This window comes from Geodermatophilus sp. SYSU D01180, assembly GCF_054050415.1.
Genome location: NZ_JBJGZH010000017.1, coordinates 14239 through 39308, shown reverse-complemented (window position 1 = coordinate 39308; position 25070 = coordinate 14239). Strand labels below are relative to the sequence as shown.

Sequence of the window (25070 nt, the reverse complement as noted above, 5' to 3'; positions counted from 1 at the left end):
GGCTCCCGCCCGGCGGCGTCGCCCCGTCCCCCACCTCTCGAGGGCGCGGTGCAGTTCCTCAGCGACAACTCCGACCTGTTGTGGAGCGCGTTCCTGACGACGCTCTCCCTCGCCGTCGTCAGCGGCCTGTGCGCCCTGGTGCTCGGCACCGTGCTCGCCGGCATGCGGGTGAGCCCCGTGCCCCCGCTGCGCGGGCTGGCGACCTTCTACGTCGAGGTCTTCCGCAACACCCCGCTGACGGTGGTGTTCTTCTTCTTCGCGTTCGGCATCGTGCAGATCGACCTGCAGTTCCCGAGCCGGTTCATCACCGCCGTCGCCGCGCTGTCGCTCTACACCGCCGCGTTCGTCTGCGAGGCGCTGCGCTCGGGCATCAACGCCGTCCCGCCGGGCCAGGCCGAGGCCGCCCGCGCGCTGGGCCTGACCTTCGGCCAGTCGCTGCGCCAGGTGGTGCTCCCCCAGGCCTTCCGCACCGTGGTGCCGCCGCTGGGCAACGTGTGGATCGCGCTGGCGAAGAACACCTCGATCGCCGCCGGATTCGCGGTCACCGACCTGACCGCCGCGCTGCAGCGGCTGGCCAACACCAACGCCGACCAGCTGCTCGCCGTCTTCATCGCGGTCGTCGCCGGCTACCTGGTCATCACACTGCCCTCCGCCTGGCTGATCCGGGTGGTCGAGAACCGGGTGGCGATCGTCCGATGAGCAGCACCGTCCTGTTCGACCTGCCTGGCCCGCAGGCCCGCCGCCGCCAGCGGATCGGCACCGTCGTCGGCGCGCTGCTCATCGCGGGCCTCGTCGGGTGGGCGCTGTGGCGCCTGGGCGTCAACGGCCAGCTCGAGCCCGACCGCTGGGCGATCCTGTTCGACCCGGCGTCCGGGGTGCCGCAGGCGCTGTGGGAGGGCCTGCTCAACACCCTCGCCGCGGCCGCCGTCGGCATGGTGCTGGCCACCCTGTTCGGCGCCCTGCTCGCCGTGGGGCGGCTCTCCGACCACGCCTGGGTCCGGGCCCCGGTCGGCGTGGTCATCGAGTTCTTCCGCGCCGTGCCGCTGCTGATCCTGATCCTGTTCTGCCTGCTGTTCCTGCCGACCGTCGGCGTCCCGATGACGGCGTTCCGCGCGCTGGTCCTCGGCCTGACGCTCTACAACATGGCCGTGCTGGCCGAGATCTTCCGCGCCGGCATCCTGTCGGTGGACCGCGGGCAGCGGGAGGCGGCCTTCGCCCTCGGCATGCGCAAGACGCAGGTCATGACGCTGGTGCTGCTCCCGCAGGCGGTGCGGCGGATGCTGCCGGTGCTGGTGGCCCAGCTGGTCGTGCTGCTCAAGGACTCGTCGCTGGGCTTCATCGTCGGCTACGTCGAGCTGCTGCGGACCGCCCGGAGCCTGGTGGAGTTCTTCGCCTTCTCCTTCGGCAACACCTACACGTTCCAGCTGTACGTGGCCGCCGCGGTCATCTACATCGTGGTCAACGTGCTGCTGTCCTGGCTGGCCAGGTACGTGGAGAAGCGCACCCGACGGAACACGAAGGCGGCCGCGGCCAAGCCGGTCGCGTCGCTCACCAGCGCGGAGATGGACGGGGGCGGCGGCCCGGTCTGAGCCGGACCGGCCGCGGGACACGGAACGGTCACGCGGTGTCCCGTCCGCCCCGCGGACGCCAGGTGGTCATCCCGCGCAGCGGGGCTGCCGAGAGTGGGTCCGTGGACACCGCTCTCCGCCCCGCCGTGCCGCCGCTGCCCTCGGTGGTGCGCCTGCCCGAGGGACAGGTCGACGTCGCCCAGGACTTCGTGAACCGGCTGCGCGCGGCCGCCGCGCAGTTCGCCGTCGCCGCCGGTGCCCAGTCCGCGGTGGTCCGCGAGGCCGTGCCGCCGGCCCGGCACCGGCGGGCCCGCTGCCGGGTGGTGCTGCGCGCCGCCGACGGCGGCGAGCGCGACCTGACCTTCCTCGGCCCGGTCAGCCGGCCGGCCGTGCTGCCCGACCGCACGTTCGAGCAGCAGATCCAGCAGTGGCTCGCCGCCCGCGTGGGCGACGAGGGCGAGTGGCTGGTGGCCGATGACGAGGCGCCCGACGGCGTGGCCGTGGACCTCACCGCGTGGGCCGGCCGGCCCGCCCCGGCCGGTCCGGCGACCCAGGCGATGCCGATGCAGCGGGCCCAGGTGGTCCAGGGGGCCGCGCACGCGCTGGCGACCGAGGCGATGCCTGCCGTCGCCACTCCGCTGGCGGGCTGACCCCTCCCCCGACGGCCGGCGGCCGGTCGCCCCGAGGGGCGGCCGGCCGCTGTCGTCCGTGCGGGTGCCGTCAGAGGCCGGCGCCGGTGTCCTCGTCGGTGCCGAAGCTGGTCTCGTCGAGGACCTCGCGGACCACGCCCGCGGCCAGCCCGCCGTTGTAGCCCTTGCGCGCGAGCATCCCGATCAGCCGGCGGGTGGCGGTGACGCGGTCCACCCGGCGCAGCGCCGGGAGCCGGCGTTCCACCAGGTGGCGGGCGGCGGCCCGCTCGTCCTCCTCGTCGACCTGGGCGAGGGCCTGCTCGGCGTCCTCGCCGTCGACGCCCTTGGCGCGCAGCTCGGCGCGCAGCGCCCGCCGGGCCAGGCCGCGGCCGGCCTGCCGGGAGGTGACCCAGGCGCGGGCGAAGGCGGCGTCGTCGATGAGCCCGACCTCGCCGAACCGGTCGAGGACCGCGGTCGCGGCCTCCTCGGGCACGCCGCGGCGCTCGAGCAGGTCGGCCAGCTGCTGGCGGGTCCGGGCCGCGCCGGTCAGCGCCCGCAGGCAGATGGCCCGGGCCACCGACTCCGGGTCGCCCGGGTCGTCGGCGTCGCGGTCGTAGGGAGCGGGCGGGGTGTCCGCGTCGGCGGCGGCCGGGCCGTCCGGGTCAGGGGACGGCCCGGACCGCCGCCGCCCGCGGCCGCCGCGGGCCGGAGAGCCCGACTGGTGGGCTCCCCGGCGGCGACGGCCGGCGGGGCGATCGGCCTGCTCGGGCCCGGCCTCCTCGGGGGCCGGGCCGGACCAGCCGGTCACGGGGTCGCTCAGAAGTCGACCGGGTCAGCGGCCGGGGCGTCGACCTGCGGGCCGATGCCCAGCTTCTCCTTGACCTTCTTCTCGATCTCGTCGGCGAGGTCGGGGTTGTCGCGGAGGAACGCGCGGACGTTCTCCTTGCCCTGGCCGAGCTGGTCGCCCTCGTACGTGTACCAGGCGCCGGACTTGCGGATGAAGCCCTGCTCGACGCCGGCGTCGATGAGGCCGCCCTCGCGGCTGAACCCGACACCCCACAGCAGGTCGAGTTCGGCCTGCTTGAACGGGGCGGCGACCTTGTTCTTGACGACCTTGACGCGGACCCGGCTGCCGACGGCCTCGGTGCCCTGCTTGAGGGTCTCGATCCGGCGGACGTCCAGGCGGACCGACGAGTAGAACTTCAGCGCGCGGCCACCGGTGGTCACCTCGGGCGAGCCGTAGACGATGCCGACCTTCTCGCGCAGCTGGTTGATGAAGATCGCGGTGGTGCCCGAGTTGTTCAGCGCACCGGTGATCTTCCGCAGCGCCTGGCTCATCAGGCGGGCCTGCAGACCGACGTGGCTGTCCCCCATCTCGCCCTCGATCTCGGCGCGGGGCACGAGGGCCGCCACGGAGTCGATGACGATGATGTCGAGCGCGCCGGAGCGGATCAGCATGTCGGCGATCTCGAGGGCCTGCTCACCGGTGTCGGGCTGGCTGACCAGCAGCGCGTCGGTGTCGACACCGATGGCCCGGGCGTACTCCGGGTCGAGGGCGTGCTCGGCGTCGATGAAGGCCGCGATGCCGCCGGCGGCCTGGGCGTTGGCCACCGCGTGCAGGGCGACCGTGGTCTTGCCGGAGGCCTCCGGGCCGTAGACCTCGATGACGCGGCCGCGGGGCAGGCCGCCGATGCCGAGCGCGATGTCGAGGGCGATCGAGCCGGTCGGGATGACCTTGATCGCCTGCGCAGCGCTGTCGCCCAGGCGCATGACCGAGCCCTTGCCGAACTGCTTGTCGATCTGGGCGAGGGCCATGTCGAGGGCCTTGTCGCGGTCGAGCGTTGCCATGGTGCTCACCTTCGGGAAGTCGCGTGTCGTGGAGTCGATGCGGTGTCGGAGGCGACGCTAGGTCGGGGGTCTGACACTTTCCGGTGACCGTCCGGGCCTGTGGAGGACGACCTCCCTGTGGACGTGCTCACAGTAGGACGAACAGGTGTTCGAGTCGAGGGGACACGCTCGACCCGGCGCCGGGAACGGCTCAGCGGTCCCTCTGCGGCACGTCGTACTCCTCGCAGATCGCCAGCCACACGCGGCGCAGCGGCACCCCGGCCTCGATCGCGTCGACCGCCGAGCGGCCCCCGAGCACGGAGAAGACGTGGTCGCGCGCGACGCTCTCCGCCCGCATCGACCCGAACTGGGTCTCCAGCCGGGACCAAAACTCCTGCAGACGCACGTCCCCGACGCTAGCGCGCGTCCCCGCCGGCCGTGGCGGCCGCGTGGTCGGCGATCCCCGCCCGCAGCCGCCGGACCAGCGCCGCCGGGTCGTCGGCGGCCAGCCGCAGCTCGGTCACCGGGCGGCCGCCGGTGCGGGCGAGCGGCAGCACCAGCGGCGTGCGCAGCTCGACGTCGACCTGCGTGGAGGCGACGACGGCGACCGAGACCGCGCGCCGCTCCCCCTCCTCCGCGACGACGACCGTGCGCGAGCCCTCGACGCTGCGCCGCCGCACGCGCGCGGCGGCGATCTCCTCCCACGGCACCCGGACGTCGACGGCCCAGCCGCTGCGCACCCGCAGCCCGCCGGCGTCGACGGTGTGCGGGTGCACCCGCTGCCCGGCGAGCATCCCGACCATCCACAGCAGGCCGTAGACGCCGAGGACCGCCACCGCGACCCGCAGCGACTGCCAGGGCAGCAGCCAGTCGACCAGCGGGATCTCGACCGCCGACAGCACGATGAACGTCCACATCACCGGCGCCGCCGCCGAGGCGTACGGGAAGGCGTCGGCGCCGGCCGGCACGTCGGGACGGCGGCGCACCCACCGCCACAGGCTGCGCCAGGTGCCGAGCTCGAAGGCCACCGCGCGGCGGACCAGCTCGCGGGCGGTCACGGGGCCTCCCCCGCGGCCGTGCCGCCCGGGACCAGCGCGCGCAGCCGGTCGAGGACCTCGTCGAGCGCGGACACCAGCCCGTCGAGGCGGTCCGGCGCCAGCCCGCCGAACAGCTGCTCCGCGAGCTGCGTCTGCCCGGTCGCCATCTCCTCGAGCAGCCGCTCGGCGCGGGCGGTGGGGGTCACCAGGGTCGCCCGCCGGTCGGTGGGGTGCGGCTCGCGGGTGACCAGGCCGGCCTCGGCCAGCCCGTCGACCAGCCCGGTGACGTTGCGGGCACTGACCCCGAGGGCGTCGGCCAGCGCCCGCTGGGTGCTGGGGCCGGCGGAGCGCAGCCGCCACAGCAGCGTCGTGCGGGCGACGGTCAGCCCCTCGGCCGCCAGCGATGTCGTCAGGTCCCGCCCGAGCAGGACGGTGACCTCCAGGACCCGGTCGAGCGCTGCGACCCGCGCGTCCGTCATCGTGAACCTCCTGTACCGTGAAGTGACTTCACTATACGGGACGGCCTAGGCTGGGGGCGTGTTCCCCAGCACGGGCTCGGCGACGTGGGACGTCGTCCTCGAGATCGGCATCGCGGTCTGCCTGCTGATCACGCTGGTCGTGCTGTGGCGCAACATGCGCGGCCACTGATCAGCGGGGCGGTCAGCGCCGCAGCCAGACCAGCGCCAGCGGGACCACCAGCGCCGCGGACAGCCCGGCGACCAGGCCGAAGCCGCCCAGCGCCAGCAGCGGGCCGCCGACGGCGCCCGCGACCGCCGCGCCCAGGCCCATGAGCAGGTCCGCCCCGCCCTGCGCGGTGGGCCGCACCTCCGCCGGCACCGCCTCGGTGACCAGCGTGGACCCCGCGATCAGCCCGCACGACCAGCCCAGCCCGAGCAGCAGCAGGCCGACACTCAGCCGGCCCGCGGCCTCCGGCGGCGCGGTCCCGGCCAGGCCCGCGGCGGCGAGGAGCAGCGCCCCGCCGAGCGCGACCGTCGCGCGCCGGCCCACCCGGTCGGCGAGCCAGCCGACGAGCGGGCTGAACAGGTACATGCCGGCCACGTGCACGCTGATGACCACGCCGACCAGGCGCAGCGTCGTCGCGTCGTCGTGCCCGCCGGCGTGGCCCATGTGCACCGGCGTCATGACCATGACGCCGACCATCGCCGCGTGGGAGACCACCACGGCGACCAGGCCGAGCCGGCCGCCGGGGTCGGCCCACACCGCCGCCAGCGCGCCCCGGGTCGCCCGCCGCGGGCGGTCGGGCGCCGGCCCGCCGCCGTCGGCGAGCCGGCGGGCCAGCAGCAGCGGGTCCGGGCGCAGGGCGAGCCACAGCCCGGCGGTGACGGCGGCGAACACGGCGGCGGACACGACGAAGCCACCGCCGAGCGCGGGCAGGCCGAGCGCGCGCCCCAGGTCGGCGCCGGGCGCGGCGAGGTTGGGGCCGAGGACCGAGCCGACCGTCGTCGCCCAGACGACCAGCGACAGCGCGCGGCCGCGCCGCTCGGGGATGGCGAGGTCGGCCGCGGCATAGCGCGCCTGCAGGGTGCACGCGGTCGCCGCGCCGAAGGCGAACAGCCCGGCGAGCAGCAGCGGGAGCGAGGACAGCGCCGCGGCGACGGCGGTGACCACCGCGCCGCCGACGGCGACGGCGTAGCCGGCGGCCAGCCCGGCCCGCCGCCCGGCCCGGTCGGACACGCGCGCGAGCGGGACGGCGAGCACCGCGGCGCCGAACACGCCCATCGTCTGCCCGAGCCCCGCGGCGGCGTCGCTGCCCGACACCTCCCGCACGAGCAGCCCGCCGACGGTGATCCCGACGGTCACGCCGAGGCCGCCCAGGGCGACCGCGCCGGAGAGCACGGCGACCGTGCGCCGCTGCACCCGGCCGACGTCGGCGGCCGCCTGCGTCGTCACAGACCCAGCGACCGGCCGATGATCTCCCGCATGATCTCGTTGGTGCCGCCGTAGATCGACTGCACGCGGGCGTCGCGCCAGGCCTTGGACACCGGGTACTCGTCCATGTAGCCGTAGCCGCCGTGCAGCTGCAGGCAGCGGTCGGCGACCTTGTTCTGCAGCTCGCTGGTCCAGTACTTGGCCATCGCCGCGTCGACGGCGGTCAGCTCGCCGGTGCCCAGCTGCCGCACGCACTCGTCGACGAACGTCCGCGCGACCGTCGTCTCGGTGTGCAGCTCGGCGAGGACGAACCGGCTGTTCTGGAAGCTGCCGACCGGCCGGCCGAAGGCGGTCCGGCTGGTGACGTACTCGAGGGTCCGGGCGAGCACCGTCTCGCAGGCGGCCACCGCGCCGACGGCGATCGACAGCCGCTCCTGCGGCAGGTTCTCCATGAGGTGGGCGAAGCCGCGGTTCTCCGTGCCGAGCAGGTTCTCCGCCGGCACGCGCACCTCGTCGAAGAACAGCTCGGCGGTGTCCTGCGCCTTGAGGCCGACCTTGTCGAGGTTGCGGCCGCGGGTGAAGCCGGGCATGTCCCGCTCGACGACGAGCAGGCTGGTGCCCTTCGCGCCGGGGGCGTCGGGGTCGGTGCGCGCCACCACGATCACCAGGTCGGCGTTGATGCCGTTGGTGATGAAGGTCTTGGCGCCGCTGAGCACCCAGGAGTCGCCGTCGCGACGGGCGGTGGTGCGGATCGACTGCAGGTCGCTGCCGGTGCCCGGCTCGGTCATCGCGATGGCGGTGACCAGCTCGCCGCGGCAGAAGCCGGGCAGCCAGCGCTGCGCCTGCTCCTCGGTGCACAGGTCACGCAGGTAGGGCGAGACGACGTCGTTGTGCAGGCCGAAGCCCAGGCCGCTGGCGCCGACCCGGGTGACCTCCTCGTCGAGGACGGCGTTGTAGCGGAAGTCCCGGACCCCGCCGCCGCCGAACCGCTCGTCGATGTCCATCCCGAGCAGGCCCTGCTCGCCGCCGGCGAGCCAGACCTCGCGCGGGACGATCCCCTCGCGCTCCCACCGGTCGTGGAACGGCGCGACGTTCTTCTCCAGGAACGTGCGGACCGTCTGCCGGAAGTCCTCGTGCTCGGCCTCGTAGAGCGAGTGGCGCATGGCGGGCAGTGTGCCGCACGCCACCCCCGGGCCGGCCACACGCCGCACGCTCCGGGCGTCGGCGCAGGCCAGCGGACTGTCGTACCCGCGGGGACACTGGACCCGTGCCCGCTCTCGACCGGTTCTCCGCGCCCACCCGGGCCTGGTTCACCGGCGCCTTCGCCGAGCCCACGGCGGCCCAGGACGGCGCCTGGGACGCCATCAGCAGCGGCGAGCACGCGCTCGTCGTCGCCCCGACCGGGTCGGGGAAGACGCTGGCGGCCTTCCTCTGGTCGCTGGACCGGCTGACCAGCACGCCGCCGGCCGACGAGAGCCGCCGCTGCCGCGTCCTCTACGTCTCGCCGCTCAAGGCGCTGGCCGTCGACGTCGAGCGCAACCTGCGCGCGCCGCTGGCCGGCATCGGGCAGGCGGCCATGCGGCTGGGCCTGCCGCGGCCGGAGATCACCGTCGGCATCCGCTCCGGCGACACCCCGGCCGACGAGCGGCGGGCGTTCACCCGGCGGCCCACCGACATCCTCATCACCACGCCCGAGTCGCTGTTCCTCATGCTCACCAGCTCCGCGCGGGAGGCGCTGCGCGGGGTGGAGACGGTGATCGTCGACGAGGTGCACGCCGTCGCCGACAGCAAGCGCGGCGCGCACATGGCGGTCTCCCTCGACCGGCTCGACGAGCTGCTGGACCGCCCCGCGCAGCGGATCGGCCTGTCGGCCACGGTGCGCCCCATCGAGGAGGTCGCCACCTTCCTGGCCGGCGGCCGGCCGGTGCGGGTGGTGCAGCCGCCGGCGGGCAAGGAGTGGGACCTGTCGGTCGTCGTCCCGGTCGAGGACATGAGCCAGCTGGGGCAGCCCACCGGCGAGCTCGAGGGGTCGGCGGCCGGGGACCAGCCGCGGACGTCGATCTGGCCGGCGGTCGAGGAGCGGGTGCTGGACCTGGTCGAGGCGCACCGCAGCACGATCGTGTTCGCCAACTCCCGGCGGCTGGCCGAGCGGCTGACCAGCCGGCTCAACGAGATGGCCTACGAGCGGGCCACCGGCGAGGCCGTCCCGCCCGGCACCAACGCCGCGGCGCTCATGGCGCAGGCCGGCTCCGGCGGCGGCGTCCCCGAGGGCGTGCAGCCGGTCGCCGCCGCCCACCACGGCTCGGTCTCCCGCGAGCAGCGCGCGGTCGTCGAGGAGGCGCTGAAGTCCGGGCGGCTGCCGGCGGTGGTCGCGACGTCGTCGCTCGAGCTCGGCATCGACATGGGCGCGGTCGACCTCGTCGTCCAGGTCGAGGCGCCGCCCACCGTGGCCGCGGGCCTGCAGCGGGTCGGCCGTGCCGGGCACCAGGTCGGCGCGGTCAGCCGCGGCGTGCTGTTCCCCAAGTACCGCGGCGACCTCGTGCAGTGCGCGCTGGTCGCAGAGCGGATGAAGGCCGGCGCGATCGAGTCGATCCGCTACCTGCGCAACCCGCTCGACGTGCTCGCCCAGCAGGTCGTGGCGATCGTGTCGGAGGGCCCGAGGACGGTGGAGGAGGTCGGTGCGCTGCTGCGCCGGTCGGCGCCGTTCTCCGGCCTGCCCGACTCCGCGCTGCACGCCGTCCTCGACATGCTGGCCGGCCGCTACCCCTCCGACGCGTTCGCCGAGCTGCGGCCGCGGCTGACCTGGGACCGGGTCACCGACACGCTGACCGCCCGCAGCGGCGCCCAGCGGCTGGCGGTCACCAGCGGCGGCACCATCCCCGACCGCGGGCTGTTCGGCGTCTTCCTCGTCGGCGGCGAGGGGTCCGGCGGGCGCCGGGTCGGCGAGCTCGACGAGGAGATGGTCTACGAGTCACGCGTCGGCGACGTCTTCCTGCTCGGCTCCTCGTCGTGGCGGATCGAGGAGATCACCCACGACCGGGTGCTCGTCTCCCCCGCCCCCGGCCAGCCCGGGAAGATGCCGTTCTGGCACGGCGACGCCCCCGGCCGGCCGCTGGAGCTGGGCCGCGCGCTCGGCGCGTTCCTCCGCGAGGTCGGCTCGGCGACACCGGACAAGGGCCGCGAGCGGGCGCAGGCCGCCGGGCTCGACGACTGGGGCGCGGCCAACCTGCTCGCCTACCTCGCCGAGCAGAAGGCGGCCACCGGCCACCTCCCCGACGACCGCACGCTGCTGGTCGAGCGGTTCCGCGACGAGCTCGGCGACTGGCGGCTGGTCGTCCACTCCCCCTTCGGCGCGCAGGTCAACGCCCCGTGGGCGCTGGTGCTCGCCGCCCGGCTGCGCGAGCGCTACGGCGTCGACGTCGCCTCCATGCACTCCGACGACGGCATCGTGCTGCGGCTCCCCGACACCACCGGCGAGCCGCCCGAGGCCGACCTCGCCGTCCTCGACCCCGACGACGTCGAGCGCGAGGTGACCGCCGAGGTCGGCAGCTCCGCGCTGTTCGCCAGCCGCTTCCGCGAATGCGCCGCCCGCGCGCTGCTGCTGCCCCGGCGCGACCCGCGCCGCCGCACCCCGCTGTGGCAGCAGCGCCAGCGCGCCGCGCAGCTGCTGAGCGTGGCCAGCGACTTCTCCTCGTTCCCCATCACGCTCGAGGCCGCCCGCGAGGTGCTGCAGGACGTCTACGACGTGCCCGGCCTGGTCGAGCTGATGCGCGACGTCCGCTCGCGGCGGGTACGGGTGGTCGACGTCCAGACCCAGGCCGCGAGCCCGTTCGCGCAGTCGCTGCTGTTCGGCTACGTCGGGCAGTTCCTCTACGAGGGCGACGCCCCGCTGGCCGAGCGCCGCGCGCAGGCGCTGGCGCTGGACACCGGCCTGCTCGCCGAGCTGCTCGGCCGCTCCGAGCTGCGCGAGCTGCTCGACGCCGAGGCGCTGGCCGAGGTTGAGCGCGAGCTGCAGCGGCTGCCGGCCGAGCGGCACCCCCGCGACGTCGACGGCGCCTCCGACCTGCTGCGCGGGCTGGGCGACCTCACCCCCGCCGAGGCCGCGCTGCGCGGCGTCCCCGCGGAGTGGCTGGACGAGCTGGTGGCCTCCCGGCGGGCGATCGTCGTGCGGATCGCCGGCGAGGAGCGGCACGTCGCCATCGAGGACGCCGGCCGGCTGCGCGACGCGCTGGGCACCGCGCTGCCCGTGGGCGTGCCCGAGGCGTTCACCGAGCCGGTCGCCGACCCGCTGGGCGACATCGTGGGCCGCTACGGCCGCACGCACGGCCCGTTCCAGCCGGCCGAGGTCGCCACCCGGCTCGGGTTGGGCGTCGCCGTCGTCACCGCCACCCTGCAGCGGCTGGTCGGCACCGGCCGGCTGGTCACCGGCGAGTTCCGGCCCGGCGGCACCGGCCAGGAGTGGTGCGACGCCGAGGTGCTGCGCTCGGTGCGCCGCCGCAGCCTGGCCAAGCTGCGCCAGGAGGTCGAGCCGGTGCCGATCGGCACGCTCGCCCGGTTCACGCCGGCCTGGCAGTCGGTGGGCAGCCGGATGCGCGGCGTCGACGGCGTCCTGGCGGTGGTCGAGCAGCTGGCCGGCGCGCTGGTGCCGGCCAGCGCGCTGGAGACGCTGGTGCTGCCGAACCGGGTGCGCGACTACTCCCCCGCGATGCTCGACGAGCTGACCAGCGCCGGCGAGGTGCTGTGGGCCGGCGCCGGCGGGCTGCCCGGCGGCGACGGCTGGATCAGCCTGGTGCCCGCCGACCTCGCGCCGCTGCTGCTGCCGGACACCCTCGAGCTGCCGGAGGAGGGCGGCGTCGGGTTCGCCGTCCTCGAGCAGCTGTCGGTCGGCCAGGCGGTGTTCTTCCGCGGGCTGTCGGACCTGGTCGGTTCCACCGACGACACCGCGCTCGCCGACGTCGTCTGGGACCTGGTCTGGGCCGGGCTGCTCACCAACGACACCCTCGCCCCGCTGCGCACCCGGCTGGCCGGCGGCGGCACGCACAAGCGGGCACCGGCGCCGCCGCGCGCCCGCGTGGACCGCACCCGCTACGGCCGCCCCCGGCTGGGCCGGCCGGCGATGCCCAGCCGCACCGGCCCGCCCACGGTCGCCGGCCGCTGGTCGCGGCTGCCCGACCGCGAGGCCGACCCGACCCGGCGCACCACCGCCCGGGCCGAGGCGCTGCTCGAACGGCACGGCGTGCTGACCCGCGGCGCGGTCGTGGCCGAGCAGGTGCCCGGCGGGTTCTCCGCGGTCTACCCGGTGCTGCGCGCGTTCGAGGAGAACAACCGGGCGCGGCGCGGCTACTTCGTCGAGACCCTCGGCGCGGCCCAGTTCGGCACGGTCGGCGCGGTGGACCGGCTGCGCGCGTACGCCGTCCCCGACCGCACGCCCGAGGGCGCGGTGGTGCTGGCGGCCACCGACCCGGCCAACGTCTACGGCGCCGCCCTGCCCTGGCCCGACCGCACCGGCCCCACCGACGGCGAGTCCGCGGGCTCGTCGGCAGCGCAGGTGGCCGTCGACGTCGGTGAGGGCACCGGCGGCGGGAAGCGGGCCACCGGGCACCGCGCCGGGCGCAAGGCCGGGGCGCTGGTGGTCCTGGTCGACGGCGAGCTGGTGCTCTACGTCGAGCGCGGCGGCAAGACGCTGCTGTCGTGGACCGAGGACGAGCAGACGCTCAAGGAGGCGGCCACCGCGCTGTCGGGCGCCGTGGCCGCCGGGGCGCTGGGCCGGATGGTGGTGCAGAAGGCCGACGGCGCCTCGGTGCACCAGGACACCCCGCTGTCCTCGGCGCTGCAGGCGGCCGGGTTCGCGGCCACCCCGCGCGGGTTGCGTCTCCGCGGCTGACGGGAGCCGGTCGGCCCCGGACGCGTACCGTGGACCGTCGCAGTACGTGAGGGATCGAGGGATACAGACATGGCAGCCGGCACGGTCCGCTGGTTCGACGCGGACAAGGGCTTCGGGTTCATCGAGCCGCAGGACGGCGGGGACGACGTCTTCGTCCACTTCTCGGCCATCGAGGACACCGGTGGCTTCCGGACCCTCGACGAGGGTCAGCCCGTCGAGTACGACGCCACCGAGGGGCCGCGCGGCCCGCAGGCCGAGCGGGTGCGCCCGACCGGCGGCCCCCCGCGAGGCGGCCGCCGCGACGACCGCGGCGGCCGGGACGACCGCGGGCGGGACGACCGCGGCGGCCGGGACGACCGGGGGCGGGGCCGGGCTCCGCGCGGCATCGTCGTGCAGGGCACCGTGGCGCGCTTCGACGCCGACCGCGGCTTCGGGTTCATCGTCCCCGAGGACGTCTTCGTGCACGTCTCCGCGGTGACCCGCGGCGGCGACCTGGAGGAGGGCGACCGGGTCGAGTTCGAGCTGGTCGAGGGCAACCGCGGCCTGCAGGCCGACTCCGTGCGGCTGCTGCCGTCCACCCCGCGCCGCGGCGGCTACGACCGCCCCGCGCCCCGCGACCGGCGGGACGACCGCCGCGACGACCGCGGCGGCCGGGACCAGCGGCCGGCCCGCGCCCCACGAGGCGGGGACGCCGGCGGCGACGCCGAGGGCACCGTGCAGTGGTTCAACGCCGAGAAGGGCTTCGGCTTCATCACCCCCGACGACGGCGGCGACGACGTCTTCGTGCACTTCTCCGAGATCGAGGACGCCGGCGGCTACCGCGAGCTCGAGGAGGGCCAGCGGGTCGCGTTCACCCGCACCTCCGGCGCCCGCGGCACCAGCGCCAGCGACGTCCGCCCGCTCGGCTGACGACGGTCCCGCCGGGCCGCCGCACCCCGGTGGCCCGGCGGGCTCAGCGGCGGCCGCGCAGCCAGGGGGCGAGCCAGCGCGACAGCCGCGGCATGACCACCTGGCCGAGGAGCACGACGACGACGGTCGCCGACAGCAGCAGCCGCGCCGGCAGCGGCCAGGACGCGATGTGCGGGGCCACGAGCAGCTGGAAGGCCAGCGTGATGGCGAAGACCACGGCGATGGTCAGCACGGTCAGCCGCCAGCGCGGGCCCGGCCGCGGCGGGGTGAGCGCGGTGAAGAAGCTGTCCAGCCCGGCGACGCGGGCGTAGTCGGCGCCGTCGGCCAGGTGCTCGACCCGCTCGAGCGCCTGCTGCCGCTGCGCCGAGCGCTCCCACCGGGCCAGCGACTCGCCGTCGGCGAAGCGGTAGACCAGGTGGTAGCGGGTGGAGCCCGGCCCGGGCCGCAGCAGGCTGGTGCCCAGGTTGCCCGGGAAGGCCGCGGCCAGGCCGAGGACGTCGTCGGCCCAGCGCTCGAACGCCTCGCGCTGCGGGGGCCGCACGTCGCGGGCGACGGTCACGGTGACCGGCTCGCCGGCGGCGGTCAGGTGCGCGGGCGTGGTGCTGGCCGAGGCGGGACGTCGCTGCACGGGTGCTGCAGCGTCCGCGCCGGGCGCGCCCTTCCCGCCGCCGGGGTGACGTCCCTCGCTCCCGAGCAGCGCGGATGCGCGCAGGGGACACTGGGGAGGTGCCCGAGGGAGACACCGTCTGGCTGGCGGCCAAGCGCATGAACACCGCGCTCGCCGGCCAGACGCTGCGCCGCGGCGAGCTGCGGGTGCCGCAGCTGGCCGCCACCGACCTGAAGGGCCGCACGGTCCGGGAGGTGGTCCCCCGCGGCAAGCACATGCTCACCCGGTTCACCGACGGCTGGACGCTGCGCACCCACTACCGGATGGACGGCAGCTGGCACATCTACCGCAAGGGCGCGCGGTGGCGCGGCGGGCCGGCGTTCTCCATCCGCGCCATCCTCGCCACCGACCAGTGGGACTGCGTCGGCTACCGGCTGCACGACGTGACGATGGTGCGCACCACCGACGAGGACCAGGTCGTCGGCCACCTCGGCCCCGACGTCCTCGGGCCGGACTGGGACCTCGACGAGGCGCTGCGCCGACTGCGGTCGCACCCCGACGAGCAGATCGGCGTCGCGATCCTCGACCAGCGCAACCTGTGCGGGCCGGGGAACCTGTACAAGGTCGAGGGGCTGTTCGTCTGCGGCGTGCACCCGTGGATGCGGGTGGCCGACGTCGAGGACCTCCCCGGGCTGGTCGACCGGACCCGCAACCTCATGCTGGCCAACCGCGACCGCCCCGAGCAGAGCACCACCGGCGACCTGCGCCGCGGCCGCGACCACTGGGTGTACGGCCGCAAGGACAAGCCCTGCTACCGCTGCGGCACCCCGATCCTGCGCGGCGACCAGGGCCCGGACCTGCAGGAGCGGATCACCTACTGGTGCCCGACCTGCCAGGCCACCGACGCCCCCGTCGACCCGGCGGCCCGCACCGGCGAGCCCGGCCGCCCGCCGCCGGTGGCCAACGCCCACTAGCGACGCCGCGGGCCCGGCCACCCTGAGGTGACCGGGCCCGCGACCGTCGGGACCTACGCGTTCTCGGGACGCTGGGCGGTCTGCTCGGTCTTCTCGAACGACGGCGCCGCCGTCCCCGGGCCGATCGCCCCCGCCGCGCCGGTGCCGCCCTCGACGGCCTGCTGACCGGTGCCCGCCCCGCCCATCGCCGCGCGGATCTGCTCCAGCCGGGAGGCGCCGGCGACGTCGAGGGTCGCCTTCTGCACCTCGAGCATGCGGCCCTCGACCGAGGTCTGCGCGAGCTCGGCCTGGCCGAGCGCGTTGGCGTAGCGGGCCTCGATCTTGTCGCGGACCTCGGCCAGGCTCGGGGTGTTGCCCGGCGCGGACAGCTCGTTGACCTGGCGCATCGAGGCGGCCACGTGCTCCTGCATCTTGGCCTGCTCGAGCTGGCTCATGAGCTTGGTGCGCTCGGCCAGCGTCGTCTGCAGCCGCATCCGGCTCTGCTCGACGGCGCCGCGCGCCTGCTCGGCGGCCTGCAGCGCCTCGTCGTGGCTGCGCTTGAGGTCCTCCATCGCCTGCTCGGCGGCGACCAGCTGCGTGGCGAACGCCTGCGCGGCCTGCTCGTACTCGGCGGCCTTGGCCGCGTCCCCGCGCCCCCGGGACTGGTCGGCCAGCACCAGCGCCTGGCGGGCCGAGGCCTGCAGCTTCTCCACCTCGCCGAGCTGCCGGTTCAGCCGCATCTCCAGCTGCCGCTGGTTGCCGAGGACGGCGGCGGCCTGGTTGGCCAGCGCCTGGTGCCGCTGCTGCTCGGCCTCGATCGCCTGCTGGATCTGGATCTTCGGGTCCGCCCGCTGGTCGATCTGCGCGTTGGCCGACGCGGTCAGGTACCGCCAGAGCTTGACGATCGGGTTGGGCATGTTGGGCTCCTCCTGCTCCGGCGCGGTCCCGCGCCGCCTCCTGGCTCCCGCACCGCCGCGGTGCCACGGCGGTTCTCCCCGTCATCGTCCCAGCAGGAACGGTGTCCCGGCCAACAGGGACGTCCCCGGTCCGGCCGGCGTCCCCCGTCCGGGGATCCCCGGAGAACCGGGCCCGGCCGGGCTAGGGTCGGCCGATGGACAGCGCCGTCCCCACTCTCACCGTCCTCGGCGAGCTGGTCGTCGACCTGCTGCCGGTCCCGGACGCCGACGCCGGTCCCGAGGGCACCGCGCCGCAGTACGTGGCGCGGCCGGGCGGCAACGCGCTCAACGTCGCCGTCGCCGCCGGGCGGCTGGGCGCCCCGGTGGCGCTGCTGGCCCGGCTCGGCACCGGCCCGCTGGCCCCGGCGCTGCGGCGGCACGCGGAGCTGTCCGGCGTCGACACCCGCGGCATGGTGAGCGCGACCGAGCCGGTGAGCCTCGCCGTCGTCGGCCTGGGCCCGGACGGGTCCGCCGACTACGGCTTCCACGTGCAGGGCGCCGCCGACTGGCAGTGGACCGACGAGGAGCTGGCCGCCGTCGTCCCGGAGTCGACGGCGGTGCTGCACGTCGGCTCCATCTCCAGCTGGACCCCGCCCGGGTGCGACGCGATCGCCCGGCTGGCCGAGCGGCTGGCCGGCCGCGCGCTCGTCAGCGTCGACCCCAACCTGCGCCCGATGCTGGCCGGCGGCCCGGTCGGCGCCACGCTGGGCAACGACCCCGGCGCCGTCCGGGCCCGGCTCGACCGGCTGGTCGCCGTCGCCGACCTGGTCAAGGTCAGCGCCGAGGACCTCGGCTGGCTGGAACCCGACGCCGCCGGCGACCTCGACGCCACCGCGCAGCGCTGGGCCGGCCGCGGGCCGGCGCTGGTGCTGCTCACCGACGGCGGCGCGCCGCTGCGGATCGCCCGCCCGGGCCGGCCGCTGCTGCACCGCGAGCCGCCGCGGGTGACCGTCGCCGACACCGTCGGGGCCGGCGACACCCTCGCGGCCGGGTTCTTCGCCGGCCTGCTCGCCGCCGGGGTCACCTCCCGCGCGGCGCTGGAGGCGCTGTCCGACGACGACCTGCTGCGCCTGGTCGACGACGCCGCGCTGGCCGCCGCGCTCACCTGCACGCGGGTCGGCGCCGACCCGCCCACCGCCGCCGAGCTGGCCGCCGCCCGCGGCTGACCCTCCCTAGGCCGGCGCCAGCCACGCGGCGGTGTCCGGCGGCAGGTCGTCGCCCGCCGCGGCGCTGGTGAGCAGCACCCGCCCGAGCCCGGCCAGCGGGACCGGGCGCGCGGACAGGTTGACCACGCAGCGCAGCGCCGGCCCGCGGTCGAAGGCCAGCACGCCGGCCCCGAGGTCCAGCCAGGTCAGCGGCTCCTCGGCCAGCAGCTCGCGGCGCAGCCGCAGGGCCGCCCGGTACAGGGAGAGCGTGGACGTCGGGTCGTGCCGCTGTGCCTCGACGGTGAGGTCCCGCCACGACGCCGGCTGGGGCAGCCACGGGGCGACGCCCTCGGGCGCGAAGCCGAACGGCGGGTGGTCCCCCGACCACGGCAGCGGCACGCGGCACCCGTCCCGGCCGCGCGCGGTGTGCCCGGACCGCTCCCAGGTGGGGTCCTGCAGCGCGTCGGCGGGCAGGTCCTCGACCTCGGGGAGGCCGAGCTCCTCCCCCTGGTACAGGTACGCCCCGCCGGGCAGGGCGAGCGTCAGCAGCGCCGCGGCGCGCGCCCGCCGCAGACCGAGGTCGAGGTCGGCCGGCCCGGCCGCGTCGAAGCCCATGACGGCGGCGCCGCTGTGCGCCCGGCCGAAGCGGGTGACGTGCCGGGTCTCGTCGTGGCTGGACAGCACCCAGGTGGCGGGGGCGCCGACCGGGGCGAGCGCCGCGAGGGTGCCGTCGACCACCGCGCGCAGGGCGCCGGCGTCCCACGGCGCCCTGAGGTAGTCGAAGTTGAAGGTGGTGTGCAGCTCGTCCGGGCGCACGTAGCGGGCCAGCCGCTCGGGCCCGCGGACGACGGCCTCGGAGACGAACAGCCGGTCGCCGTCGTAGCTGTCGCCGATGCGCCGCCAGCGGCGGAAGACCTCGTGCACCGCGTCGACGTCCCAGTGCGGGTTGTCCACCCACTCGCTGCTGGCGAACACCGCGCCGGGGCCGTGCCCGGCGTCGGGCAGGCCGGGCACCTTGGCCATCGCCGGCGCGGCGTCGACGCGGATCCCGTCGACGCCGCGGTCGAGCCAGAACCGCACGATCCCGTCGAACTCCTCCTGCACCTCCCGGGAGGTCCAGTCCAGGTCGGGCTGCTCGGGGGCGAACAGGTGCAGGTACCACTGCCCCGGCCGGCCGTCGGGCTCGCGCACCCGCGTCCACGCCGGCCCGCCGAACGCGCTGATCCAGTCGTTGGGCGGCGCGTCCCCGCCGGCCCGGCCGTCCCGGAAGAAGTAGCGCGCCCGCTCGGGCGCCGCCGGTCCACCGGCGAGCGCGGCCCGGAACCAGGGGTGCTCGGCCGAGGTGTGGTTGGCGACCAGGTCGACGACGACGCGCAGCCCGAGCGCGTGCGCCTCGGCGAGCAGCGCGTCGACGTCGGCCAGGGTGCCGAACCGCGGGTCGACGTCGCGGTGGTCGGCGACGTCGTAGCCGCCGTCGGCCATGGGCGACGGGTACCAGGGGGTCGCCCAGAGCGCGTCGACGCCGAGGTCGGCCAGGTGCCCCAGCCGGCCGCGCAGACCGGGGACGTCGCCCAGCCCGTCCCCGGTCCCGTCCGCGAAGCTGCGCAGGTAGACCTCGTAGACCACCGCCGTCCGCCACCACGGGCGGCGGTGGTCCACGGAGAGGGTCCGGTCCTCCCTCAGGCGCCGGCCCGGTGCGCTCCGGACGACCCGGAGGTCCCGGTGGTCCCGGAGATGACGCTGGAGCCGACGGTCTGCCCGCCGGTCTGCGCGTCCTGCACCTGGCCGACCCGGTCCTCCTCGGCCAGCTGGGTGAGCCGGGCGCCGGCCTCGGCGTCGCGGGTCAGGTTCTCACCCGTCTGCGGGTCGAAGACGTGGATCTTCCGGCTGTCGAGCCAGAACTCCGCGTCCCGGCCCTCGCGGATGCGGCTGGTCGCGTCGATCGACACGATCGCCTGGGTGCGCAGCTCCTCGGAGTCCAGCTCCCGCGACAGGTCGCGCAGCTGGCTGGTGATCGTCTCCGGCGCCTCGTAGGGGATGTAGGCGTACTGCGAGTCGCCCAGCCACTCGGTCACGTCGACGCGGGCGCGGAAGACCGACCCGTGCGGCCGCTTGGCCTCGTCGACCAGCGAGGCGTCCTCGAAGTACTCCGGCCGGATGCCGACCAGCAGCAGGTCGCGGCCGCGCACGGCGGCGACGCGCTTCTCGTCGAGCTCCACCTGCCCGAACGGCGTCTGCAGGGCGCTGCCCTCCAGCGTCGCCGGGAGGAAGTTCATCGGCGGGGAGCCGATGAAGCCCGCGACGAAGAGGTTGACCGGCTGCTCGTAGAGCTCCCGCGGCGAGGCGACCTGCTGGATCTTCCCCTTGCGCAGGACGCAGACCCGGTCGCCGAGGGTCATCGCCTCGGTCTGGTCGTGGGTGACGTAGACGGTCGTGATGCCGAGCCGGCGCTGCAGCCGGCTGATCTCGGTGCGCATCTGGCCGCGCAGCTTGGCGTCGAGGTTGGACAGCGGCTCGTCGAAGAGGAACGCCTCGGCCTGGCGCACGATGGCCCGCCCCATCGCGACGCGCTGCCGCTGGCCACCGGAGAGGTTGGCCGGCTTGCGCTCGAGGTGCTCCTTGAGCTCGAGCACGTCGGACGCCTCGTTCACCCGGCGCCGGACCTCGTCGTCGGGCGTCTTGGACAGCCGCAGCGGGAAGGCGATGTTCTCGAACACCGTCATGTGCGGGTAGAGCGCGTAGTTCTGGAAGACCATCGACAGGTTGCGATCGCGCGGCGCCAGATCGTTGACGCGCTTGCCGCCGATGAGCATGTCGCCGCTGGTGATGTCCTCGAGCCCGACGATCATCCGCAGCAGCGTCGACTTCCCGCAGCCGGACGGGCCGACCAGGATCATGAACTCGCCGTCGGCGATGTCGAGGCTGACGTCGTTCACGGCCGGGTAGCCGTCCCCGTACTGCTTGACGATGTTCTTCATCTCGATGGAGGCCATCAGATCTCGTCCCCTCGATGGGTCGGCGGGATGGGGGGCACGGCCGGGTCAGCCCTTGACCGCGCCGTTGGTGAGACCGGCGACGATGCGCCGCTGGAACAGGAGCACGAGGACGACGACGGGGATGGTGACGATCACCGCCGCCGCGGCGATGGCGCCCGTGGGGTCCTGGAACTGGGTCGCGCCGGAGAACAGGCCGAGCGCGGCCGGGACGGGGCGGGCGGCGTTCGTCGAGGTGAGCGAGATGCCGTACGCGAAGTCGTTCCAGGCGATGAAGAAGGCGATGATCGCCGTGGTGAACACCCCGGGCGCGGCCAGCGGCACGATCACCTTGCGGAAGGCCTGCCAGGTGGTCGCGCCGTCGACCTGGGCCGCCTGCTCCATCTCCCAGGGGATCTCCCGGAAGAAGGCCGACATGGTCCAGATGGAGATCGGCAGGGTCAGCGACAGGTACGGGATGATCAGACCCGGCCAGGTGTCGTACAGCCCGATCTGCCGCCACAGGTTGAACAGCGGCGTGACGATCGAGATGACCGGGAAGATCGCCACGGCCAGCGCGGTGCCGAGGATGAGCCGCTTGCCCGGGAAGTCCAGCCGGGCGATCGCGTACGCGGCGAACATCGAGAGGATGCACGAGATGAACGTCGCGATGAGGCAGATCCCGAAGCTGTTGCGCAGTGCCGGCAGGAACAGGTCACTCCCCGAGCCGGTGAGGATCGTCGAGTAGTTCTCCCACGTCCAGGCCGACGGCAGGAACTGCTTGTTGGCGATGTCCGCCGTGGTCTTGAACGACAGCGAGACGATCCAGGCGATCGGGAACAGGCAGTAGAGGACGATCAGCGCGCCGCCGATCCACCACCACGTCTTCTCCTTGGTCGACATCAGCGCTCCCCTCGTGCCTGGGCCAGGTCGACCCGGAATCCCTTGATGAAGCTGAAGGCGATGAGCACCACCGACAGGAACAGCAGCACGGAGACGGCCGAGCCGAGGCCGATCTCCACCCGGGAGATCGTCTGCCGGTAGGCGAGGAACGAGACCGACTCGGTGTTGTTCGCGCCGGCGGTCATGATGAAGATGCTGTCGAAGATCCGGAACGCGTCCAGGGTCCGGAACAGCAGCGCCACCATGATGGCGGCCTTCATGTTGGGGATGGTGACCCGCCACATCCGCTGCCACCAGGTGGCACCGTCGACCTTGGCCGCCTCCTGCAGCACCTCCGGGACCTGGGCCAGGCCCGCCAGGAGCAGCAGCGAGATGAACGGCGTCGTCTTCCAGATCTCGGCCAGGCAGATCACGAACAGCGAGGAGGCCTGGCCGCCGAACCAGTCGGTGGTGTCGCTGACACCAGGCAGCCAGGCGAACCAGCTGTTGACGAAGCCGGTGTTGATCCGGAAGGCGAACGCCCAGGCGTAGGCCGACACGACCGTGATCACCGCGTAGGGGATCAGGATGGCGGCCCGGACCAGCGGGCGGATCGAGCTGAGGGCCTTGGCCATCACCAGGGCCAGGGCGAAGCCGAGCACCAGCTCGACGGCCACCGTGACCACCGTGATGATCACGGTGACGAGGATGGACTGCCACCACACGCCGTCGGTGAGGATCACCCAGTAGTTGCTGAGACCGGTGAACGACCGGTTCTCGGGGTCGGTGAGCCGGTAGTTGAACAGCGAGTAGTAGACCGCCTGGACGATCGGGTAGGCGGTCACCAGCAGCATGACCACGAAGGCCGGGCCGGCCAGCATCCAGCCGAGCCTGCGCTCGGCCCGGGACCGGTCGCTGATCGTGCCGCGGGGCGCCGAGACGGGCTGGGTCTTCTCGACCGGCGGCAGCGTTGTCTGACTCATAGCAGCTGCTCCCCTGACAGGATGGCCTGGGTGAGGGTCTCCGTGCGCTCACCGGTCTGGTCGTCGACCGAGCCCGGTGGGTGGAACTCGCGGAGGAAGGACCCCAGGACCTCGCTGTAGTAGGCCGTGAGCGGGCGGGACGCCGCCAGCTCGAAGGACTCGCGGAGGGTCTCGGACATCGGGTAGGCCTCCTGCACCTCGGGGTCGTCGTAGACCGCGATCGACGACGCCGGGTTGCCGTTGGTCACCATGTACTCGGCCTGGTTCTCGTCCTGGACGATGCAGGTGACCGCGTCGTAGGCGAGGTCGGGGTACCGGCTGAACGCCGACACGCCGATGTCGATCCCGCCGAGGGGGGGTGCGCTCGGCGTGCCCTCGTCGACGGCGGGGTACAGCGCCCAGCCGTAGTCGTCGGGCACCGACTGGTCCAGCGTCCCGGCCTCGACCTTGCTGAGGGCCTGGGCGTAGACGAACGGCCAGTTGACCATGAAGCCGGCGTCCTCGCCCTCGAAGTCGCTCGCGTTGGTGTCCTCGTTGGACGTGGTGAACCCGGGGGCCACCGCGGAGGAGTTGGCGACGGCGGCCATCACCTCGGCGGCGCGGTCGGCCTCGGGGGTGGAGAGGCCGAACTGGATGTCCTCCGGGCCCTCCCCGCTCTCCACGATGTACTGGCCGCCGGCGGACTCCAGGAGCGCGTTGAACCACACCATCAGGGACTCCGACCGCCGGCCCTGGGCGCCGAGCAGCTTGTCCTGGCCCTCCGCGGCCTCGATCAGCTGGTCCCAGGTCACCGGCTGGGTCATGTCGAGACCCGCGGCCTCGGCCACCGACTTCCGGTACCAGAGGATCTGGGTGTTGGACCAGAAGGGGACCGCGACGAGCTCGCCGTCCCAGGTGGCGGAGTCCAGCGCGCCCTGGAACACGCCCTCGCTGACCTCCTGCGCGACGTCCTCCGGGACGGGGGCGAGGAAGCCCGCCTGGGCGAACTCCGGCGGGAAGATGACGTCGAGGCTCATGAGGTCGATCGACTGGTCCTCGGCCGCCAGCCGGCGGACCAGCTGCTCGCGCTGGGGGGGCGAGTCACGGGGGAGCTGGGACACCTCGATCGTGTAGGCCCCGTCCGACTCCTCGGAGCAGCGCTCGGCGATCGTCGCCTGGCCGCCCGAGTCGGGGTTGATGTACCAGGTCAGGACGGGGCTCCCGCCGTCCCCGTCGCCGCCGCAGGCGGCCAGCGTGGACGCCACCACTGCCGCGGTGGCCATGCTGCCCAGTGCGCGCCGTCGCCGCCTGCGCCGGCTCTGGTGTGGTCGACCGGCTCCGGTCTCCGGGATCCGTCCTGCGATGGACAAGACTCATCGCCTCCGTTTCGGCGAGCACCGACGATCACCGCGTGATCAGTACCGTGGCCCTGATCACAGGAGTGCGCAACCCGGCCGTGAACCGGCCGTGACCTGCGGGATGGGCGGCGTCCCGCCTCAGGTCCGGCGGGCGATGACCGACGGCGTGGTGATCTCCTCGGGGGTCCGGGAGAGCACGTTGTCGAGGTAGGAGCGCGTGGCCTTCCTCGCCCCGACGTCGCGGCCGGCCTTCTCGGACAGGAACCACCGGTGCTCGAGCACCTCGTGGAACACCTCGGCCGGCGCCAGTCGCCCGGCGAGCTCCTTCGGGACCGCGTCGACGACCGGCTGGTACACCTCGGTCAGCCAGCGGGTGCTGGCCTCCGCCTGCGGCACCGGCCGGCCCGTCTTCTGCTCCAGGTAGGCGCGGTAGGAGCGCAGGTCGTTGAGCAGCCGGCGGGCCTGGTTCTCCTGCACCTCCAGGCCGGTCAGCCGGAACAGCTCCCGCCGGTGCTGGCCCGGGGAGGAGACCCGGGTCTCGACCCGGAGCCGGGCGCCCTCGTCGGAGGTGACGAGCTCGACCTCGCCGACGTCGAAGCCGAGGTCGTTGAGCCGCCGCAGCCGCTCGGCCACCCGGTAGCGCTGCTCGTCGGCGGAGAAGACCTCCTCGCGGGTGACCTCGTCCCACAGCAGGTCGTAGCGGCGGGGCAGGCTCTCGGCCACCTCGATGGGGTCGACGCCGTCGGGCAGGAGTTCGCCGAACTGCAGGTCCAGCAGCTCCGCGCCGACCCGCTCCCGCGCGAGGTCGAGGTCGTAGTGGCGCTGGCCGCGGGACAGCTGCGGGTGCCGCTCGGCGGTCTCGGCGTCGACCAGGTGCGCGGCCAGCGCCCCGGCGTCCAGCCGGAAGAGGGTGTTGGACAGCGAGCAGTCGCCCCAGAAGACGCCGGCCAGGTGCAGCCGTACGAGCAGCACCACCATGGTGTCCATCAGCTGGTCCACCGACTGCCGGGCGCTGGGCCGCGAGAACAGGTAGCGGTAGGACATCGAGTACTCGAGGTACCGGGTCACCAGGATCGCGTCCTGGCCGCCGGGCCGGTCCACGCAGACGCCGAGCACCGAGACCGCCGGCAGGCCCTCCTCCTCGAACTCGCCGAGCAGCGCGTACTCGTGCCGGGCCAGCGGCTCGGCGATCTCCTTGAGGGCGAAGACCTGCCCCTGCTCGGCGACGAAGCGGACGACGTGCCGGGAGATGCCGCGCTGCGGGACCTCGAGCAGGAGGTCCGGGTCCCACTCCTCCAGCGGCTGGTGCCAGGGCAGCGTGAGCAGCCGGGCACCCTCGGTCCCCGGCGGCCTGAACAGATAGCGCACGGCGACCTCCGTTGGTACCCGGAGCAGCCGACCGCCCGCCGTGGGCGGTCCCCCCGTGGTCACCCTGCCACGCCGGGCGGCGCGACGCCCGGCACCACGGCGGGGCCGGCGGGCGGCCCCGCC

The 25070-nt window shown here is 74.7% G+C and carries 22 protein-coding genes; 7 read left to right on the top strand and 15 right to left on the bottom strand.

Features of this window, described 5'->3' with window-relative positions:
• Positions 1–48 precede the first annotated feature (48 nt).
• From ACI8AA_RS15940 to ACI8AA_RS15930, 3 genes are all read left to right on the top strand, one after another.
• Complete coding sequence (locus ACI8AA_RS15940; protein ID WP_457045378.1) at positions 49–699, top strand: amino acid ABC transporter permease; 651 nt, start codon at positions 49–51, stop codon at positions 697–699.
• Positions 696–1589 (top strand): amino acid ABC transporter permease, encoded by an 894-nt coding sequence (locus ACI8AA_RS15935; protein ID WP_457045377.1) that lies wholly within the window; start codon positions 696–698, stop codon positions 1587–1589. The genes ACI8AA_RS15940 and ACI8AA_RS15935 overlap by 4 nt, the downstream gene beginning before the upstream one ends.
• Before the next feature lie 101 nt (positions 1590–1690).
• On the top strand, positions 1691–2218 hold the full coding sequence (locus ACI8AA_RS15930; protein ID WP_457045376.1) for a hypothetical protein: 528 nt from the start codon (positions 1691–1693) through the stop codon (positions 2216–2218).
• Positions 2219–2288: 70 nt separating this feature from the next.
• Here the strand turns inward: ACI8AA_RS15930 and ACI8AA_RS15925 are convergent, their stop codons facing one another.
• The 7 genes from ACI8AA_RS15925 to ACI8AA_RS15895 all read right to left on the bottom strand — a co-directional run bounded on the left by ACI8AA_RS15925 (position 2289) and on the right by ACI8AA_RS15895 (position 8114).
• Positions 2289–3005 (bottom strand): regulatory protein RecX, encoded by a 717-nt coding sequence (locus ACI8AA_RS15925; protein ID WP_457045375.1) that lies wholly within the window; start codon positions 3003–3005, stop codon positions 2289–2291.
• An 8-nt stretch (positions 3006–3013) separates the two neighbouring features.
• A complete protein-coding gene (gene recA / locus ACI8AA_RS15920) occupies positions 3014–4045 on the bottom strand; it encodes a recombinase RecA (protein WP_457045374.1) in 1032 nt (343 codons plus the stop codon).
• Positions 4046–4235: 190 nt separating this feature from the next.
• The gene (locus tag ACI8AA_RS15915; protein WP_456938897.1) at positions 4236–4430 is read right to left on the bottom strand and encodes a DUF3046 domain-containing protein; all 195 of its coding nucleotides are present in this window, start codon (positions 4428–4430) and stop codon (positions 4236–4238) included.
• 10 nt (positions 4431–4440) lie between these two features.
• A complete protein-coding gene (locus tag ACI8AA_RS15910; RefSeq protein ID WP_457045373.1) occupies positions 4441–5082 on the bottom strand; it encodes a hypothetical protein in 642 nt (213 codons plus the stop codon).
• On the bottom strand, positions 5079–5540 hold the full coding sequence (locus ACI8AA_RS15905; protein WP_457045372.1) for a MarR family winged helix-turn-helix transcriptional regulator: 462 nt from the start codon (positions 5538–5540) through the stop codon (positions 5079–5081). Before ACI8AA_RS15905 ends, ACI8AA_RS15910 begins: the two co-directional genes overlap by 4 nt.
• 181 nt (positions 5541–5721) lie before the next feature.
• The gene (locus tag ACI8AA_RS15900) at positions 5722–6972 is read right to left on the bottom strand and encodes an MFS transporter (protein WP_457045371.1); all 1251 of its coding nucleotides are present in this window, start codon (positions 6970–6972) and stop codon (positions 5722–5724) included.
• Positions 6969–8114, bottom strand: coding sequence for an acyl-CoA dehydrogenase family protein (locus ACI8AA_RS15895; protein WP_457045370.1), 1146 nt, complete (start codon positions 8112–8114; stop codon positions 6969–6971). The genes ACI8AA_RS15900 and ACI8AA_RS15895 overlap by 4 nt, the downstream gene beginning before the upstream one ends.
• 104 nt (positions 8115–8218) lie before the next feature.
• Between ACI8AA_RS15895 and ACI8AA_RS15890 the strand changes: the two genes are divergently transcribed.
• Together ACI8AA_RS15890 and ACI8AA_RS15885 are read left to right on the top strand one after the other, a co-directional pair.
• Positions 8219–12835 carry an ATP-dependent helicase gene (locus tag ACI8AA_RS15890; RefSeq protein ID WP_457045369.1) on the top strand — a complete coding sequence of 1539 codons (4617 nt, stop codon included), beginning with the start codon at positions 8219–8221 and terminating at the stop codon, positions 12833–12835.
• Between the two features lie 69 nt (positions 12836–12904).
• Positions 12905–13744 (top strand): cold shock domain-containing protein, encoded by an 840-nt coding sequence (locus ACI8AA_RS15885; RefSeq protein WP_457045368.1) that lies wholly within the window; start codon positions 12905–12907, stop codon positions 13742–13744.
• A 43-nt stretch (positions 13745–13787) separates the two neighbouring features.
• On the opposite strand, the gene ACI8AA_RS15880 is transcribed toward ACI8AA_RS15885, so the two are convergent.
• Positions 13788–14372, bottom strand: coding sequence for an antibiotic biosynthesis monooxygenase (locus ACI8AA_RS15880; RefSeq protein ID WP_457045367.1), 585 nt, complete (start codon positions 14370–14372; stop codon positions 13788–13790).
• A 98-nt stretch (positions 14373–14470) separates the two neighbouring features.
• Between ACI8AA_RS15880 and ACI8AA_RS15875 the strand changes: the two genes are divergently transcribed.
• On the top strand, positions 14471–15325 hold the full coding sequence (locus ACI8AA_RS15875) for a DNA-formamidopyrimidine glycosylase family protein (RefSeq protein ID WP_457045366.1): 855 nt from the start codon (positions 14471–14473) through the stop codon (positions 15323–15325).
• 53 nt (positions 15326–15378) lie between these two features.
• On the opposite strand, the gene ACI8AA_RS15870 is transcribed toward ACI8AA_RS15875, so the two are convergent.
• Positions 15379–16221, bottom strand: a complete 843-nt coding sequence (locus ACI8AA_RS15870) for a PspA/IM30 family protein (RefSeq protein ID WP_457045365.1) — start codon at positions 16219–16221, stop codon at positions 15379–15381.
• A 194-nt stretch (positions 16222–16415) separates the two neighbouring features.
• Between ACI8AA_RS15870 and ACI8AA_RS15865 the strand changes: the two genes are divergently transcribed.
• Positions 16416–17426 (top strand): PfkB family carbohydrate kinase, encoded by a 1011-nt coding sequence (locus tag ACI8AA_RS15865; RefSeq protein ID WP_457045364.1) that lies wholly within the window; start codon positions 16416–16418, stop codon positions 17424–17426.
• Positions 17427–17432: 6 nt separating this feature from the next.
• Here the strand turns inward: ACI8AA_RS15865 and ACI8AA_RS15860 are convergent, their stop codons facing one another.
• The 6 genes from ACI8AA_RS15860 to ACI8AA_RS15835 all read right to left on the bottom strand — a co-directional run bounded on the left by ACI8AA_RS15860 (position 17433) and on the right by ACI8AA_RS15835 (position 24947).
• Positions 17433–19064, bottom strand: a complete 1632-nt coding sequence (locus tag ACI8AA_RS15860; RefSeq protein ID WP_457045363.1) for a glycoside hydrolase family 13 protein — start codon at positions 19062–19064, stop codon at positions 17433–17435.
• A 20-nt stretch (positions 19065–19084) separates the two neighbouring features.
• Complete coding sequence (locus tag ACI8AA_RS15855) at positions 19085–20398, bottom strand: ABC transporter ATP-binding protein (RefSeq protein ID WP_457045362.1); 1314 nt, start codon at positions 20396–20398, stop codon at positions 19085–19087.
• 48 nt (positions 20399–20446) lie between these two features.
• Entirely contained in the window at positions 20447–21280 is an 834-nt protein-coding gene (locus ACI8AA_RS15850) for a carbohydrate ABC transporter permease (RefSeq protein ID WP_457045361.1), read from the bottom strand.
• The gene (locus tag ACI8AA_RS15845) at positions 21280–22242 is read right to left on the bottom strand and encodes a carbohydrate ABC transporter permease (RefSeq protein WP_457045360.1); all 963 of its coding nucleotides are present in this window, start codon (positions 22240–22242) and stop codon (positions 21280–21282) included. The genes ACI8AA_RS15850 and ACI8AA_RS15845 overlap by 1 nt, the downstream gene beginning before the upstream one ends.
• Positions 22239–23504: an extracellular solute-binding protein gene (locus ACI8AA_RS15840; protein WP_457045359.1), complete on the bottom strand. Its 1266-nt coding sequence runs from the start codon at positions 23502–23504 to the stop codon at positions 22239–22241. Before ACI8AA_RS15840 ends, ACI8AA_RS15845 begins: the two co-directional genes overlap by 4 nt.
• Positions 23505–23717: 213 nt before the next feature.
• Positions 23718–24947, bottom strand: a complete 1230-nt coding sequence (locus ACI8AA_RS15835; RefSeq protein WP_457045358.1) for a DUF4032 domain-containing protein — start codon at positions 24945–24947, stop codon at positions 23718–23720.
• Positions 24948–25070: the final 123 nt, after the last annotated feature.